This window comes from Anatilimnocola aquadivae (assembly GCF_049819085.1).
GTDB lineage: Bacteria > Planctomycetota > Planctomycetia > Pirellulales > Pirellulaceae > Anatilimnocola.
Window position 1 is genome coordinate 3,663,922 of the sequence record NZ_CP187419.1, and the last position, 16,966, is coordinate 3,680,887.

7 protein-coding genes are annotated in these 16,966 nt (G+C 57.9%); 2 read left to right on the forward strand and 5 right to left on the reverse strand.

From position 1 onward, the window contains the following. Positions 1–32 precede the first annotated feature (32 nt). From NA78x_RS14880 to NA78x_RS14895, 4 genes are all read right to left on the reverse strand, one after another. Positions 33–1,805, reverse strand: coding sequence for a serine/threonine protein kinase (locus NA78x_RS14880; protein ID WP_425619237.1), 1,773 nt, complete (start codon positions 1,803–1,805; stop codon positions 33–35). 191 nt (positions 1,806–1,996) lie between these two features. Continuing rightward, complete coding sequence (locus tag NA78x_RS14885; RefSeq protein WP_425619238.1) at positions 1,997–2,992, reverse strand: sialate O-acetylesterase; 996 nt, start codon at positions 2,990–2,992, stop codon at positions 1,997–1,999. Positions 2,993–3,034: 42 nt separating this feature from the next. Further along, a complete protein-coding gene (locus NA78x_RS14890; protein ID WP_425619239.1) occupies positions 3,035–4,375 on the reverse strand; it encodes a DUF1501 domain-containing protein in 1,341 nt (446 codons plus the stop codon). Between the two features lie 124 nt (positions 4,376–4,499). Beyond that, positions 4,500–6,356, reverse strand: coding sequence for an ABC transporter ATP-binding protein (locus tag NA78x_RS14895; protein WP_425619240.1), 1,857 nt, complete (start codon positions 6,354–6,356; stop codon positions 4,500–4,502). A gap of 356 nt (positions 6,357–6,712) precedes the next feature. On the opposite strand from NA78x_RS14895, the gene NA78x_RS14900 reads away from it, so the two are divergent. Together NA78x_RS14900 and NA78x_RS14905 are read left to right on the forward strand one after the other, a co-directional pair. Continuing rightward, positions 6,713–6,913: a hypothetical protein gene (locus NA78x_RS14900; protein WP_425619241.1), complete on the forward strand. Its 201-nt coding sequence runs from the start codon at positions 6,713–6,715 to the stop codon at positions 6,911–6,913. Positions 6,914–6,965: 52 nt separating this feature from the next. Then, positions 6,966–15,725, forward strand: coding sequence for a GH36-type glycosyl hydrolase domain-containing protein (locus NA78x_RS14905; RefSeq protein ID WP_425619242.1), 8,760 nt, complete (start codon positions 6,966–6,968; stop codon positions 15,723–15,725). On the opposite strand, the gene NA78x_RS14910 is transcribed toward NA78x_RS14905, so the two are convergent. Beyond that, positions 15,714–16,880, reverse strand: coding sequence for a hypothetical protein (locus NA78x_RS14910; protein WP_425619243.1), 1,167 nt, complete (start codon positions 16,878–16,880; stop codon positions 15,714–15,716). The genes NA78x_RS14905 and NA78x_RS14910 overlap by 12 nt on opposite strands. Between the last annotated feature and the right edge of the window lie 86 nt (positions 16,881–16,966).

The following is a 16,966-nucleotide window of genomic DNA, read 5'->3' on the forward strand; positions in this document are numbered from 1 at the left end:
GGGAGTTCAGGGTGCGTCATCTCGAGGCGGGATCATTCTGCAAAGCGAACATCGCGACCATTCAAGCGAGGCTGGCCAAACGAGCCGTGGCTGCCATAAGCGAACAGGCCAAACTTTCCTTGCGCACGTTCGTGCGGTTGAAATCGCTTGGCTCGCTGCTGCAGCAAGGACTTTTGCGATTGGTCGTTCCAAGTTAAATCGCTTAACTGGCCGCCACGAAAGCTCAAGCCAATGCGTTGCGCTCGGTCGTTTAATTTGGGAATCATCGCAGTACCCCACTCGGTCTCTTGCGAAAGATAGCTGGCGAGTTCCGGATACATGAGCGAGACGCCGCGCAGCTTTCGTTTGTCGCCCGTGCCCGGGTACAGTTGCAGATGCTCGACGCTTCGCCACTCGGGACGCTGCTCGTCTTCTGCATAGGCCCAGAACAGACCGATGCCTCCTTCCCATTTCTTCTGACTGATTTCGACACTGAAATCGACATCTTCATCAGCGACATCGCCAATCTCAAGCAAGACCAGGTCATCGCCAAAGAAGCGTAGGGTCTGGCCATCACTGGAGATATCCCAAGTGGCGGGAACATTCGCGGGCTGCAAGCGCGTACTCACGGTGATGGTTCGAGCATCGCTCGGCGGCGGAGCTGCAGACACCGGTGCAGCGGGGGCGACCTCTTGAATGTCGACTTTTGCCACCGGCGGTTCTGTAGCTTTGGCCACTGTCGGTTCGATGGTTGGACTAACGGGAACCGCAGGTGCGGAAGGTTGAGAATCTATGGGAGCGGGCAACCAGTGAGAGCCAATCCACAACAGAATCGCTGCGCACAAAGCGGTGATCAATGTCCCCGCGATCCAAGAAGCCTTTGCAGATTGCTTGGCCACAGGTTGCCCGAAATTGCGGAGCGCTGCAGCGAGATCAGCGGCCGTCGAATAGCGATCGGCAGTGTTTCTGGCGAGGCACTTCAGGCAGATGGCCTCTAGCTCGGCCGGAATGTCGTCGCAGATGCTGCGTGGCGGTCGGGCATCGCGCTTGAGCATGAGGTCGCGATACTGCTGGGGATCGCCAGAGACAAACGGCAATCGCTCGGTGAGCATCAGATACAGCACGACGCCCAAACTGTAAACGTCGGCCCGGCCATCGACCAAGTGGCTTTCGCCGCGCAGTTGCTCGGGAGACATATACGCATACGTTCCCACCAGGCAATTCGATTCAGAAAGCTGTGCCTGCTCGGTGACGGCCAAGCCAAAATCGGCCAGGATCGGCTCCGCCGAACTGCGCATCAGAATGTTGGCCGGCTTGATGTCGCGATGGACCAGGCCTTGCAAATGGGCATAGTGCGCGGCATCGGCAATTTGAGCCACGTAGTGGGCCGTGGTTTGGTAACTCAACTTGCCCTTGGCCAACCGCTCGACGAGCGTGCCGCCTTGTACATACTCGGCCACCAGGTAGCAAACGCCGTTCTCAAAACCGCAATCGAAAACCTGCAGGATATTGCGATGACGCAGCTTGCCAAGATTCCGGCCCTCGTCCAAAAAGATAGCGACGCCATCGGTTCCCAAGCCACGATCTTGCCGCGTGACCTTGATGGCTACATCGCGATCGAGCACCGGGTCGTGCGCGAGCCAGACTTGTCCCATCCCTCCTTGGCCGATCACTCGCAGCAGCACATAGCGGCCGAGCGTGATTTCGCCGCCATCGCGCTGCGGTGGCTGAAAGTGAACGGTCGAAGGACTATGCTCGAGCGGAGATTTGCTGAGTTCTGATGGATCGGTGTCGAACGCAAACTTGCTTTCGTCGTTCAGAGACAACGAAGATCCATCACTCGTGGCGAGTAAGCTGTTGCCAACACGTTTTTCGGGCTGGCGGCCGTCTGTCGTAGAGTGCAAATCTCGCGACACGCTGCGACCTCAAGATAATGAAGGAGAATCCTCCCCACCTGTCTCAGGGGTGAATTATCGCACCCCGCTGGGGCCAGAGCAAGCGCCGCCGGGCAGAAGAGTCACTTTGCCGCTGGCTGTTTCTCACACAGCGCCTTCATGGCGTGAGCCATGGACTCGCCGATGAGATAATAGGTCTCCGCGTTGGTGTTCCAGTGATAACCTTGACCGCTGGGAGACTCCTCTTGAGGACGCCAAAAGGCTTTCGTACCCACAAAGGCGACATTACCGCGGAACTCGGGAATCTCGGCCACCGCCGCTTGCGCTTTCATCAGCGACAACGCGCGAGGATGCTTTTCATCCGGACCAGTCATGCCCGTTTCGGCGATGACAAATGGCAGCGACGGCGTGCTCAGGTCTTTGCGAATGTCACGGATGAAGTGGGCCATGTTCGCTTCGTACTCGGCATTGAACTTGTCGTTGATCCGGTCGTTCCAGCCCTGATGCCAGCCAAAACCGACGAACTCGTAGCGGCCATCGGAACCGGGAACAAGTTCTTTCACCTTGGCCAGAGCAGCCTTCGTGAGCGACAGGGTCTCGCGGTAATACTTGCCGACGATGGTCGGATCCGAAGCAATCGCCGCATCGTTCTTCTCGCCCAGCGAGTAGGGGATCTTGCCCGCACTGGGCGGACGAAAATCCACGGCCAGACTCTTTCCGCCCCAGGCACATTTGATGAGCAGCACCGGTTCCGTGAAGGCTTCGCCCATCACCCAACCAAAAGCTAGTTCTGGTCCGATCCGATCTTGTTTTGGACCATAGCCGACGGTGAGTGCACCCTGGCGATCGAGATACGAAATCCAAACGTCGTCGCGGACTAACCACTTCCCCTCTTTGTCGACCAGATGCTTAAACTTGGCCGCGGTACTGGGCTGCTTGACGAGGTATTCCAGGCTTCCCTTGCCTTCGTTCCGTTTCGGATCTGCGGCGATGATTCCCTGGCCTTCCATGTTGGATTGGCCAGCCAGAATGAACAACTTGACCGGCTTATCGGCGGCACCGAGTGTAGCGGGCACAAAGATAGCCGCGATCAGCGACAGGAGAGCTAAGCGGACCATGGGATCACCTTTGTGTTGCTGACGCAGTGTGCCGGGAGAGGTTTAGATCAGTTCACGCATCGGCTTGTGGGAGTCGACCAGGTATTGAGGCCGCCCGGCCAGATCGCGCACGGTGGTCGTGTTGGGGTTAATGCCCAGTTGATGATAGAGCGTGGCCAAGACTTCGCCAAAATGCACGGGTCGCTCGATGGGTTCGCCGCCCAGGCGATCGGTGGCACCAATGACCTGGCCGGTTCGCAGGCCACCACCGGCAAGGAGCGCGCCGCCAACTTGGGGCCAGTGATCTCGCCCGGCATCCTTATTGATGATTGGCGTGCGGCCGAACTCTCCCCAGGCCACGACGGAAACATCGTCGCTCAAGCCTCGTTCATGCAAGTCTTCGATCAGCGCACTCAGGCCTTGATCGAACTGCGGGCCGTGGGTGTTTTTGAATTCCGAGAAGTTGTTGGAGTGAAAGTCCCAGCGGCCAAAGTTGAGCGTGACGCAGCGAGCACCCGCTTCGACCAGTCGGCGAGCAATCAAGAAGTGCTCGAGATTGCGCGGAGCGCCATCGCCGTAGTTCTTCGGATCGCCCTTGCCGTATCTTTCGCGAACTTTTGCGTCTTCGCGGCTGACATCGAGTGCTTCCGCCAATTTGCTGGAGGTCAGCACGCCAATCGCCTGTTGCGTGAAGGCATCGTAACCCGCGAGTTTGCCAGAGTTATCGGCCTCGCGACGAAACTGATCGAAGCTTGAGAGGAGTTGTCGTCGGTCCTGCAGGCGATCGACCGAAATGCCATTGAGCGTCAGATCGCCACGCCCGGCACCATTGGGCCGGAAGGCACTGTAGGTAGAACCCAAGAAGCCAGGATGTCCAGGCGAACCATACGGTGGATGACCAGTGACGGGCGACAGTCCCACGAAGGGTGGAATGCCCGGGCTGCGACTACCGTGTAACTTCGACAGTGTTGCGCCCACCGATGGCCAACCACCCGGAGGCTGTTTGGTCACGGGCCGGCCCGTGTAGCAGATAAACGAGTCATGGTCGCCGCTGGGCGAGCCCACGACCGAGCGGAGCGGCACCAGCTTGTCCATGATTTTCGCGAGTCGAGGCAGGTGCTCGCAAATGCGAATGCCGGGCACGTTCGTTTCGATAGGCTGGAACTCACCGCGAATCTCGGCGGGTGCATCCATCTTCAGATCGTACATGTCTTGGTGCGGGGGGGCGCCACACATGTAGATCATGATGATCGCTTTTTTCGACGAGCGAACACCTTCTGCGGATTCGGCTCGCAGCAAATCGGGAAGCGCTAGGCCTCCCATGCCGAGAGCACCAATCGTGAGCGCTGCACGACGGCTGATTCCATTGCACAACCGCTGCGTAGATTCACCAAGCGAAAGCATGCGGGGATTTCCTGATCGGCGGGGCAGGCTAAAGGCGGGAATCGGATTCTAACCCAGCCTGTTCCGTGGTACCAGCACATTCGCTTCGTCATGTTGACAGGCACTGTTCTGGCCTGTTCTCTCGCTATCCCGCGGTTGCCAGCGGTCTTACTGCTGCTCCGTTGGTGGCTGGGGCGGCATCGGCGGACCGCACCAACTCCGCGAATAGGCCATTCTGAGCGACCAGCTCTTCATAGGAACCGGTCGCGCTGATGCGGCCATCTTCAAACACAAAGATCCGGTCGCAGTTCTTCAGCGTGGTGAGCCGGTGGGCAATGATAATCGTCGTGCGCTGGGTGTTGGTGATCCCCAGGGCGTTTTGCACGTGCCGCTCACTGATGTTATCGAGCGCGCTGGTGGCTTCGTCGAGAATCAGGATCGGCGAGTTCTTCAGCAGGAGCCGAGCAATCGCCAATCGTTGGCGTTGACCTCCCGAAAGATTCTGCCCGCGCTCGGTTACTTCCGCCTGATAGCCGCCGGGCATTTGCAAGATCTCTTCGTGCAAGTTCGCGAGTTCCGCCGCGTGCTGTACTTCGTCGAGTGTCACTACGCCATTGCCATACGCGATGTTGTCAAAAATCGAGCCCGAGAAAACGAACGGATTTTGTCCCACGTAGCTCACCAGCTGCGCGATCTCGATCCGGCTGATCTCGCAGAGCGGCTTGCCCCCCAGCGAGATCGTTCCCTCTTCGGGATGAAGTAAACGCAGCAGCACTTTAATCCACGTCGACTTGCCCGAGCCCGACCTGCCGGCGATGCCAATCGTCTCGCCGTGTTTCACGGTCAGCGACAAGCGATCGAGCGCACGGCGTGTGCGTCCATCGGGCGTGACGTACTTCACCAGCAAGTTATCGACCTGAATCGCGGGCTGACCATACTCAAGTTGCAAGCCACTGGAGTCGGGCGTGTCGAACGCGCGGTCCATGGGCGTATGCAGCATCTGCAGCAAGTCGCCGACTCGCAAGCTCGCTTCGTGACCTTCGTCGAGCACCCGATGCACTTCGTTAAGCGGCGCCATGACGTTTAGATAGAGAACCGAAAACGTCAGCACGTCGCCAAACGAGATTTGGCCGTTGATTGCCATGTAGGTTGCCATGCCAAGCAGGATGATGTGAAAGAAGCCCTCGTTGAGCGCTTTCGCACAACCATACAGCGACATCTCGAAGTGGTGGCGCACTTCGCTGGTGCGGCGTTTTTCGGCGCGATTGAACAACCGGAGCATTTCCTGGTTGTAGGTATGCGCCACTCGGATGTACTCGGCACCATTGAGTTGCTCGACAACAGCGCCGTCAATTTCTTCGCAGTCGCGCATCAAGCTTAGCCTTACTCCCTTTTGAGATTTCAGCTGCCGCACCGTCAAAAACACAGCCAGCGGAACGACTCCGAGCATAATCAGGCCCACAATAGGCTGCTTAGTAAAGGCTGCGGCAAGCGCGAAGAAGCCAGTCAAAAACGCCGGCAAGCAATCGAGGAACATCAGCCGCACGTAGCGAATGAGCCCATCGACGCTGCGAAAGATTTTGCCATGCAGCGCGCCAACCTTCTCGCCCGAGAGCGAAACGAGATCGCCGCGCAGGGCATGCCCCACGAGTTTCAATTGCATATCGCGATTGAGTCGCGCTACGCTCTTCTCGACGATCGAGCGGCGGATGACATTCAAACCTTCGCGAAACAAATAGATTGCTGCGAGGCCGCCGAGAATCCAGCCGGCCGCCCAATACATGTCGATGTGGCTGAGCTTGTCTGTCGCGCCCGTTTGAATGCGATCGACAAGTCGACCGAGCAGAATGGCGACACCGGTATTCGCTGCGCTCGTAACGCCCATGATGAGCGCGGCGCTGCCTAACGTCAGCCGATCTTCAATCGCGACAAAGGGCCAAACCTGAGTCGCTCGCCGCGCGAGCAATGCCAATTCCGACAGCGAACGCTGTTTGCTTTCCATAGAAAAACTCGACGACCTCTCGTGGTATTGCAATCGTTTCGACCACCCGGAGAGGAGGGGCCTCCATGCAAATAGATGGCTCCCAAAGCAAACATCGTTCCAGCTGTTCCCAGAAAAGTGCGAGATCGGCTAACGGGAGGTCGCGATTCTGCGAATGAGCGCGATGATCGATCTGCGTTCACCTTGACTGCGACGAACGCACTATTTTTGGCTGCTTTTTTCTAAATTGATGGCGACGCTAGCAATGGTTTGATCTATGCCCTTAGCGGTTTCTAACGCGTGTTTGCCCAGCAGGCATATCAGGCACGGTAATTGCCTCTTAGCGGCCCAGTCCGAAACCCCTTTAGGAGTCATCCATGCCCACACTTACTGAATTGCAACGAAGCAATCCATTTCGACCTCTTCGCGACGACGCAGCTTTTCAAACCGAAGAGCTGATTGCCGACTCACGGGCGACTCTCTCTCCATCGCAATTGGTCGACCGCAAGCTGCAGGCACGAGTGCTTCCCGATTTCAATCGGCAGAAGTCCGACCTGCCCCGCCCACGCGCAAAGTAGTCGCCGCTCCCTGAGGCGGGTGCGCTGACGAACTTCCACTCGAGTACCAGCAATGACATCCGCAACCACCTGCCCGGTTCCGGGCGCGGCTTCCGCGCCTGCGCTAGCTCCCCTACGCGGTGAGGCCTTTAGCGCGGAGCATCTTGAAGCACACTTTGCGGAACTCGCCAAGAAGCTACAGCTAGCCACTGAGAACTTTGAGCGCGATCGAGACTTCTCGACTCGGTTTGAAAGCAACGCTACTCAGATCGCCAGCGTTTATAAGATCATCACCAAGGCTGCGCAGTTGGGCGAAGTCGTCCCCGCTGAAGCGGAATGGATTCTAGATAACTACTATGTCGTCGAAGAACAGCTGCGCGAGATTCGCGACGACTTACCGCGCGGGTTCTATCGCGAACTGCCGAAAGTCACGTCGGGACATCCGCGTGTGTACGAGCTCGCGCGCGAGCTGATCATTCACACTGATAGCTCGCTCGACGAATCGCTGATTCAACGCTGCGTCCAGCAATTCCAAACGGTCGCTCCTTTGACGATTGGTGAGGTCTGGGCCGTACCGATCATGTTGCGCCTGATTCTTATCGAGAATCTGCGTCGCCTCTGCGATCAGATGTTGCTCACCTACGAATGCCGCAACTCTGCCCGCCAGTTGTTAGATCAGTGGCAACCTGAGCGGCACTTCACGCTCGAATCGCATACCGAACCGCGCTGCATCCCAACCATCATTCAGCTATTCGAGCAAATTCCGGAACGGGGAGTGGAACATCGTCCAGCGGCCCGCTTGCTCGAAAAGCAAGTTGCCGATTTTGGCTGGAACCTGACGGAGATCATCCATCACGAGCATCACCGCCAGGCAGCGAATCAAGTCTCGATTGGCAACGTCATCACCAGCATGAGGCTCATCGCCAGCCTCGACTGGGTGGCGTTCTTCGAGCACGTCAACCGTGCAGAACAGATCCTCGCGCAAGATCCGGCCGGCGTTTACACGCAGATGCACTTCGAGAGCCGCGATCACTACCGACACGTGGTCGAAGAACTCGCCAAACGTACTGGCCAGACCGATATTCAGATTGCTGAACTCGTGGTGAGCCAGGCCAGCGCCGCTACGACTGGCAGTGAAGATTCATTGCGCCGGACACATGTTGGCTATTGGCTGATCAACGAGGGTCGCAAACAGATCGAAGAGCAGATCGGTTATCGCCCGCCATGGCATCGCGTCGTGCGCCACACGATGCTGCAGCGACCGCATGCCACCTACTTCGGCCTGCTCACTGCTTTCACGTTGCTCGGCGTCGGCACGATCGCGCTCCTGTGCTACGCACTGAGTATTCCTCTTGTCATCAGCGTGGTGCTGGCAATCTGTTGGTTGTTACCCGCCAGCGAACTCGCACAGAGTGTGACGAATTTAATCGTCACCAACGTTCTTCCGCCGCGGATGTTACCCCGTTTTGACTTTAAAGCAGGTGTGCCGCTTAAGTATCCCACGATTGTTGTCGTGCCGTCGATGCTCAGCAGTGCGCAGGAAGTCGACTCATTGCTGAGTCGCCTTGAAAGCCACTTTCTCGCCAATAGCGATGCAGCGCTCATGTTCGCGTTGCTTACCGATTTCACCGATGCTCCGCAAGCAGAAACAGCGAAGGATGCACCGCTCGTCGAGCGGGCCGTTGCCGGCATTCGTCGTTTAAACGAGCGCTACCACCAAGGCGACCGTTATCCGTTCTATCTCTTTCATCGCCAGCGGCAATGGAACGCTGCCGAGGGAACGTGGATGGGCTGGGAGCGGAAGCGTGGCAAGCTGATGGAATTCGGCCGCTTACTGCATGGCGAGCAAGGCACCTCGTATGTTGTGCAAGAAGGCGATCTGTCAGCGATCGAGAAGTTCCATCAGCCAGAGTTCACGCCATTCATCATCACGCTTGATTCCGATACTCAACTGCCTCACGACTCAGCGCGCAAGCTGATCGGCACCTTGGCGCATCCGCTCAATCGACCGCAGTTTTCCGCAGGTCGCGTTACTTCGGGCTATACGATTCTGCAACCGCGCGTGAATGTGCATCTCGCTAGCGCTGGTCGATCTTGGTTTGCCAAGATCTTTGCCGGCACTCCGGGCGTTGATCCCTATGTAACGGCCGCCTCCGACGTCTACCAAGACCTGTTCGGCGAAGGCAGCTTCACCGGCAAGGGCATCTACGATCTGCAAGCTTTCGAGCGCGCTCTGGCCGGCGCGTTTCCGGAAAATGCCATTCTCAGCCATGACTTGATCGAAGGCTGTCATGCCCGCGTAGGCCTCGTGAGTAACATCGAAGTCTACGATGGCTTTCCCACTCGCTACGATGCCGAAGCGCGCCGCGCACATCGTTGGGTTCGTGGCGATTGGCAGTTGCTCCCTTGGCTGCTGCCCTACGTCCCCTATGCCGAAGGTTGGAAGAAGAATCCGCTTTCAGTTCTGTCGCGCTGGAAGGTGTTTGACAACCTACGCCGCAGCCTGATCGCACCAGCACTCCTCGCTGGTCTGCTGTTGGGGTGGTATGTCGCGCCTCAGAGTGCTTGGCTCTGGAGCCTCGCCGCGTTTGTCGTACTTGTGTTCCCGCTCCTTGCCCAGCTGACGATGATCGCGCGCAACTGGTCGTGGAAGCTGGGATTCTCCGAACAAATTCGAGCAGTCTCCGGTGACATCCTGAAGACGGTCTTGCAATGTGTACTAGCTGCAGCGGTCTTGCCGCAACGGGCTTGGTCGATGCTGGATGCCATCGCCCGGACCCTGGTTCGCATGTTCATTACACGCAAACATCTGCTGGAATGGGAAACAGCCGCGGCGGTCGATATGCGCGTTGCCGGCAATAAATGGTCGCTCCTGCTGCAACTTTGGATGCTTCCAGCGGCTGCGCTGCTCGTCGCCTTTACGCTCCCTTGGGCAGCGCTACTGGCGGCATCTCCTTTCCTAATCTTGTGGTTCGTGGCACCGGCGATTGCCTTCTCTATCAGTCAACCCATCGTCATCGAGCGGTCGAAGTGTTCGGAAACGCAAGCTGCCTGGCTGCGCGAAATTGTATCGCAAACATGGGCATTTTTTGAAGCCTATGTCGGCGACCGTGATCATTGGTTGCCCGTCGATAATGTGCAGGAAGAGCCTCACGAAAAGATTGCCCATCGCTTGTCGCCGACGAACGAAGGGCTCTATTTGCTATCCGCGCTCATCGCTCGCGATTTCGGCTACTTGAGTACCCATGGACTGGTGAAGACCTGGGAGAACAACTTCGCCAGTTTGCAGAAGCTCGAAAAGCTCAACGGACACATCTACAACTGGTATGACACCGAGACGTTGCAACCGCTGTCGCCTCGGTATGTGTCCACCGTCGATAGCGGTAACCTGGCAGCGTGCTTGCTGACGATGCACGCGGGTGTACGCGATGTCATCACCGAGCCTCTGCTGCGGGCGGAAACCTACCGCGGCCTGCTCGATACGCTCGACCTGCTGGAAGCTGCCTATGAAGAGATGGGCGAGGACGACTCTCCGCCCCTGCGTACCGTTGCGCAGTCCATGCGGCGCATGCAGTCGGATCTCGAGGCACTTTTGCCCGGCGAACCGCGAGAACTGAAAACTTGGCATCAGGTTGCCCAGTTGCTACAGCAATTTGTGCATCAATTGCCCAGCTTTCCAGCCAATTCGGATGAACGGGCACGAACGCTGAGTAACAAGGTGCGTGTCGTTCGCAACCGTCTGCAGGGGATTTGTGACGACGTCACCACACTTTTTGCCTGGCTGCCAACGCTAGCCGAGCCCACTTGTCACACCCATTTGTTGCAATTCAAGGTCGGCCCCGCTGCCAGCAGCTGGGATGAGATTGAAAGGCTTCTCGACAACGCGGTGACGTTGCCGCAAATCGCGACGCTCGAACAAGCGACTCAGACGCATCTCGAAAAGCTTCGTTTTGCAACCACCGAATCTGCTGCACTGCAAACCATCGCGGCACTGAGCACCTCCATCGCCAGCAGCTCTCAAGCAGCCGCTCAACTTCAGCAGCGATTGGAACAGGTAGGCAAACAGGCCGAAGAGATGGCGGTCGCGATGGATTTCCGCTTTCTATTCAATCCCCAGCGGCGACTGTTCTCGATTGGCTATAACGTCGAAGAAGGTCGCCTCGACCGTTCGCACTACGACATGCTTTGTTCGGAAGCACGGCTGGCCAGTTATTTGGCAATTGCCAAGGGTGATGTGGAAGCGACGCACTGGTTCCAACTGGGGCGTCATGCCACCATCGCTTCCGGCAAGTTCGCGCTCCTCTCGTGGGGCGGCACCATGTTCGAGTACCTCATGCCGCCTCTCTTTCAGCGGCAATTTGAGGGATCGTTGCTTACGCAAAGCTGCCAGGCTGCGGTGCTCCGTCAGCAGGAGTATGGAAGGCAGAACGACATTCCTTGGGGCATTTCGGAATCAGCGTTCGGCGCTTTAGCGATCAATTCGGACTATCACTATCGCTCGTTCGGTGTCCCCGGCCTGGGGCTAAAGCGCGGTCTCGCGAAAGATCTTGTCGTTTCGCCCTACTCGACACTCATGGCACTTACGGTGGACCCAGCGGGAGCCGTTGCCAACCTACATCGATTAGAAGGCGAAGGCGGCCTTGGCTACTGGGGCTTCTACGACGCGCTCGATTACACGCCCGAGCGAGTGCCGTTCGGCAAGCGCCGGCTCGTGGTCCGTTGCTACATGGCGCACCATCAAGGCATGGGCCTGCTGGCACTCGCCAACGTCCTGCGCGAGAACAGCATCCAGCGACGATTCAACGCGCATCCCTTCGCGCGGGCTGCCGAACTGTTGTTGCAAGAACGAGTGCCGACGGTGATGACTCCATTCGAGCCCCACGCCGACGAAGTCGAACCCGTGGCGGTTCAGCACGAAGAGCAGCAACTGGTGAGTCGCCGGCTGACGGGAGTGAAGACTCCTAACCCGCGGACGCACATCCTCTCGAATGGCAAGTACAGCGTGATGCTCTCCAGCGCAGGCGGCGGCTTCAGCCGTTCGCAGCAACTCGATGTTACGCGCTGGCGGAGCGACGCGACGCTTGATGCCTGGGGGCAGTTCTTCTACCTGCGCGATCTCGAAAGTGAGCAGGTGTGGTCGGCCACCTATCAGCCTACGTGCGTTGAGCCTGACAACTACGAAGTCATCTTCGCGATCGACAAAGTCGAGTTTCATCGTCGCCAGGGAGACTGGGAAACGCTGCTCGAAGTTGCTGTTTCCCCGGAGCACAACACGGAAGTGCGTCAGCTGCGAATCACCAATCACAGCGACAAGCCGAAGAGTATGCAGGTGACCAGTTACGCCGAGATTGCCCTGGCACCAGCGGCCGCCGACCTGGCACACCCGGCTTTTCAAAAGCTGTTTCTCGAAACGGAATACATTGGCGAAGAGACAGCCATTCTAGCGAGGCGACGACCTCGCGATGCGCAGCAAAAGGCGCTCTATGCCGTACACGTGCTCGCCACGCCCAGTGACGGTGCGAGCGACATTCAGCACGAAACCAGCCGGCAAGCGTTTCTCGGCCGGCGTCATTCGGTGGCGAACCCGCAGGCAGTAAGATCCCCGCAACTCGCCGGAACAGTGGGCGCGGTGCTAGACCCGGTCTTCTCCCTGCGCGCGACCATTCATGTTCCGCCGGGCGAATCGGTCGTACTTGCCTACTCGACTGCCGTGGCTGCGACGCGCGAAGAGGCGTTGGCGCTCGCCGATCAGTATCACGAACTGCGTAACGTACAGCGGGTGTTTGAGCTCGCCTGGGCTTATGCTCAAGTGGAACTGCGTCATCAACATCTGTCGCCGGGGCAGGTACATCTCTACCAGCGGCTCGCGTCGTACCTGCTCTATCCCCATCGCAGCCTGCGCGGTGAAGAGAATTTGCTGCGAGCGAATCGATTGGGTCAAAGCGGCCTGTGGCGACATGGAATTTCGGGCGATTTACCAATTCTGCTGGCCCGCGTGACGGAACCCGAGCATGTCGCACTCGTGCGCGATTTGGCGTTGGCACAACGATTCTGGCGAGAACGCGGCTTCAAGACCGATCTTGTGATCATCAATGATTATCCCGGCAGCTACATCGATGCGCTGCAAGATCAGATGGTCGCGCTGATGCAGGAACTAAACAGTTCGACCGAGAAGCCGGGGGTATTCTTGTTGCGCGGTGCCCATCTGCCGCAGGAAGAGCAATCGCTGTTCGAAACGGTCGCAGCCTGTGTCTTGCACGGCGAGCGGGGAACACTTTCGCAGCAACTCGACGCCGCGAATCAACTGGCGATGAAGCTGGCTGCGTACTCTGCGCCGCGTAAGCTCGAAATTGCGAATCGTTTGCCCAAAGCACGACCCGTGAACTCGCCTTCTGCTCCCGAACCACTCGAGTACTGGAACGGTATTGGCGGCTTTGCTCACGATGGCCGAGAGTACCGCATTCGCGTGCAGCCCGAAAATTTACCGCCGATGCCATGGTCGCAGGTGGTTGCGAATGAGCAGCTAGGCTTCTTGGTGACAGAATCCGGTGGCGGCTACACATGGTTTGCCAACAGCCGCGAGAACAAACTCAGCAGTTGGTCAAATGACCCAATCGGCGATGCTCCAGGCGAAGTGCTGTACTTGCAAGACGAAGCCACTGGTGAAAGTTGGCTGCCGCTGGCCGGTGGTAGCCGCAGCAGTGAGTCCTGGGCGCACTACGGAGCGGGATTCGCGCGGTTCGTGCAACATGCGCCGGAGTTACGCCAAGAAGTACTGCTCAGCGTCGATGCCAACGAGCCCGTAAAATTCATCCGGCTGAAGATCACCAATCGCTCGGCTCAAGCCAAGACCTTCGTCGCCACTTACTTTGCCGAGATGGTGCTCGGCGTCACTCGCGAGCAAACGCACCTGCATCTCAATAGCGAGTTCGATCCGCAAACGCAGGCGATCTTCTGCCGCAATCCCTATCATCCGGAGTATCCACAGCAGGTTGCGTTTCTGAAGGTGCTCGGCGAAACGATTGGTCATACGACGGATCGCGCCGAGTTTCTCGGTCGCCATGGTTCGTGGGAAAGGCCTGAGGGGCTGCAGACCAAAAAGCTGCTGAGGCGCGTCGGCGTTGGCTACGATCCCTGCGCCGTTGTGCAATCGCGGCTGACCATCGGCCCGCAGCAGACGGCCGAAGTTGTGTTTTTATTGGGCGCGGGCGAAGATGTGACGCAAGCTCGCAAGTTGCTAGCGCAATTCAGCACACTAGCGACAGTCGAGCAGGCGACGAATCGCAATCTGGCTGAGTGGAATGAGATTCTTGGTGCGATTCAGGTAAAGACTCCGAACCGCGCCCTAGATCTACTTGTCAATCGCTGGCTCTTGTATCAAGTCCTGTGCTGCCGGATGTGGGCGCGCTCGGCCTTTTATCAATCGGGCGGCGCTTACGGCTTTCGCGATCAGTTGCAAGATTCGATGGCGCTTGTCTACAGCCGGCCCAAGGTTGTACGCGAGCACCTGCTGCGCGCCGCCGCTCGCCAATACAAGCAAGGCGATGTGCAACACTGGTGGCATCCGCCGCTCGGCAAAGGAACGCGCACTCGCTTCTCGGACGATCTATTATGGTTGCCGCTCGCCGTCAGTCACTACGTACGGGTGACTGGCGATCGTTCCGTTCTGGATGAGTCGATTCCGTTTATCGATTCCCCCGTGCTTCAGGCTCATGAGCACGAACGCTACGAACAGCCTCGCGTTTCGCAAGAGCATGCGTCGCTCTATGAGCATTGCTTGCGCGCCATCGATCGCGGGATGCAATTCGGTTCCCACGGTTTGCCGCTGATGGGATGTGGCGACTGGAACGACGGCATGAACAAGGTCGGCGAAGGTGGCAAGGGCGAGAGCGTATGGGTGGGCTGGTTCCTACTAGTCCTGCTTGACGACTTCTTGCCGCTGATGCACGAGCGGCAAGACACTGACAAAGCGAAGCAGTTTGACGAAACCGCCCGACAACTGCGCGCTGCCCTCGAAGGTCAGGCCTGGGATGGGCAATGGTATCGCCGGGCCTATTTCGACGATGGAACGCCGCTCGGCTCCAAGCAAAACGACGAATGCCAGATCGATTCGCTGGCGCAGACATGGGCAGTATTTGCTCAGGCCGACTTCGAGCGCAGCCGGCAAGGCGTGCAGGCTGCTGTTGATCGACTCGTTGATCGTGACGCCAAGTTAGTGCTGCTCTTTTCGCCACCTTTTGATCATGGCGCCCTGGACCCTGGCTACATCAAAGGTTATTTGCCCGGCATTCGCGAGAACGGTGGGCAATACACACACGCGGCCACTTGGATGATCCAGGCCCTCGCGCAACTGGGCGAACCGCAGCAAGCGATGTCGTTGTTCGACCTGATCAACCCGCTGTTGCACACGCAAACAGCCGCCGATGTCGCCAAGTATCAAACGGAACCGTACGTGATTGCGGCGGATGTTTACGGCGTTGCACCGCACACCGGCCGAGGTGGCTGGACGTGGTACACCGGGTCCGCTGCGTGGCTATACCGCGTGGCGGTTGAGCAATTGCTGGGGCTGAAGATCACAGCCGACTCGACGACGCTTCAGCCTAGCGTGCCGGCAACCTGGCCCGAATTTGAAGTGACCGTGCAGCGAAACGGTTCAACGCTCAAACTCAAAGCGACTCGCGATGCAGTGCCAAGTGAGATTAACGACGCATTGCATCGACTTGATGGTGTCGAATTACAAAGGCCCGCTGCCACGATCGTCGTCCCTCTTCGCCAAAACGACGGTGCGAAAAGAGACATCAGCCAGTTGCCGTCCGGTCCACTACCAAGTTAGACCGGTGCCAAAGGTCACGCCAATCAACTGAGCTGATGAAAGATTAGCACTGGCAAAAGAGTTGGTAGTGAGGTCTCCAATGGTGCCACCAAAGCCTGCTCCGCCCACGGGCGGACCTTCAGCAACCCAGTGCTGGTATTCAACACCAGCCCGAAAGAAAAAATTGAGCGGCGAATCGTAAATCGGCCGCTCGTATTGAAACCCTGCTTGCATTTCACCGATCGTAATATGCCCGACCGCGTTATTGCGAGAAACCGTCGCAGCACCAACGAGCGGAGCCGAAGGGGAACTCGCCACTGTGCCCGCAGAACGACCGTAAGAGTCGTTTTCACCAAACACCTGGCTGACGCGACCACCGAGATAAAGTGAGAAAGGCGAGTCGTTAAACGCTCGTCGGCCCATCAAACTGGCCGTGTAACCTGTGCCGCGAGTATCGCTGCCACTGGCCAAAATGATGTTCACAAAGTTGCCTGTCGTGACTACACCAAACGCGTGCATAGTGCCATCAGCCCGCATGTACCCATGACGCAAGCCCAACGTGGCATCAATGGTCCATGCTCCCGTGCGGAACGTGCGAATACCCTCTAAGTCGATCGCGAACATTTCCGCCCGCCCCTGATCGTAGTAAGTACCAAAGGTCGGAAGTTGGGGAACATCAGGCCGTTCCGGGTTACGGTTGGCTTGCTCAGTCAAGTGCCAATAGCGAGCTTGAATTCCCCAGTCCGGACCGAATGATCTGCCGACTACAATCCGCGGAGCAAATCCAAAATCGTTCACTCCCCGCGCACCGCGTAGGGTGACATCGGTACCCACAGTTCCCGAATCGTCGAATGATAGGTTCGCGACACCGCCGGTGCGAATGTCCGCCGCGAGGCAGGTCATTTCAATCGCGGTAAACCAGGACGGAACACGCTCGATAAACACATACTGATAGCCATCTTCGGCAAGTTCGTCGTAGAGCGGCGCAGGTGCGACAAAAGTTGGTTCGGGTGGCTGCAATTCGTCAGCAGGCAACAAGCGCGCAGAGGCCATCAAGACAATTATTGACGCGAGCGCAAAGCAGTTGCGCACGACCATTCCGTTGGTCTTCATCGAGATGTCCCCGTCCAGTGAGTTGCCAGTGATCGGTCCCGGATTGCGACGTCCAAATCGCATGCTGGCATGCTAGTGATATCGGAGGTTTGGCGTGGTCGCGCATAGACACGCCTTTGTAAACGTCAAAGCTTCAGCAGCCGGCAATG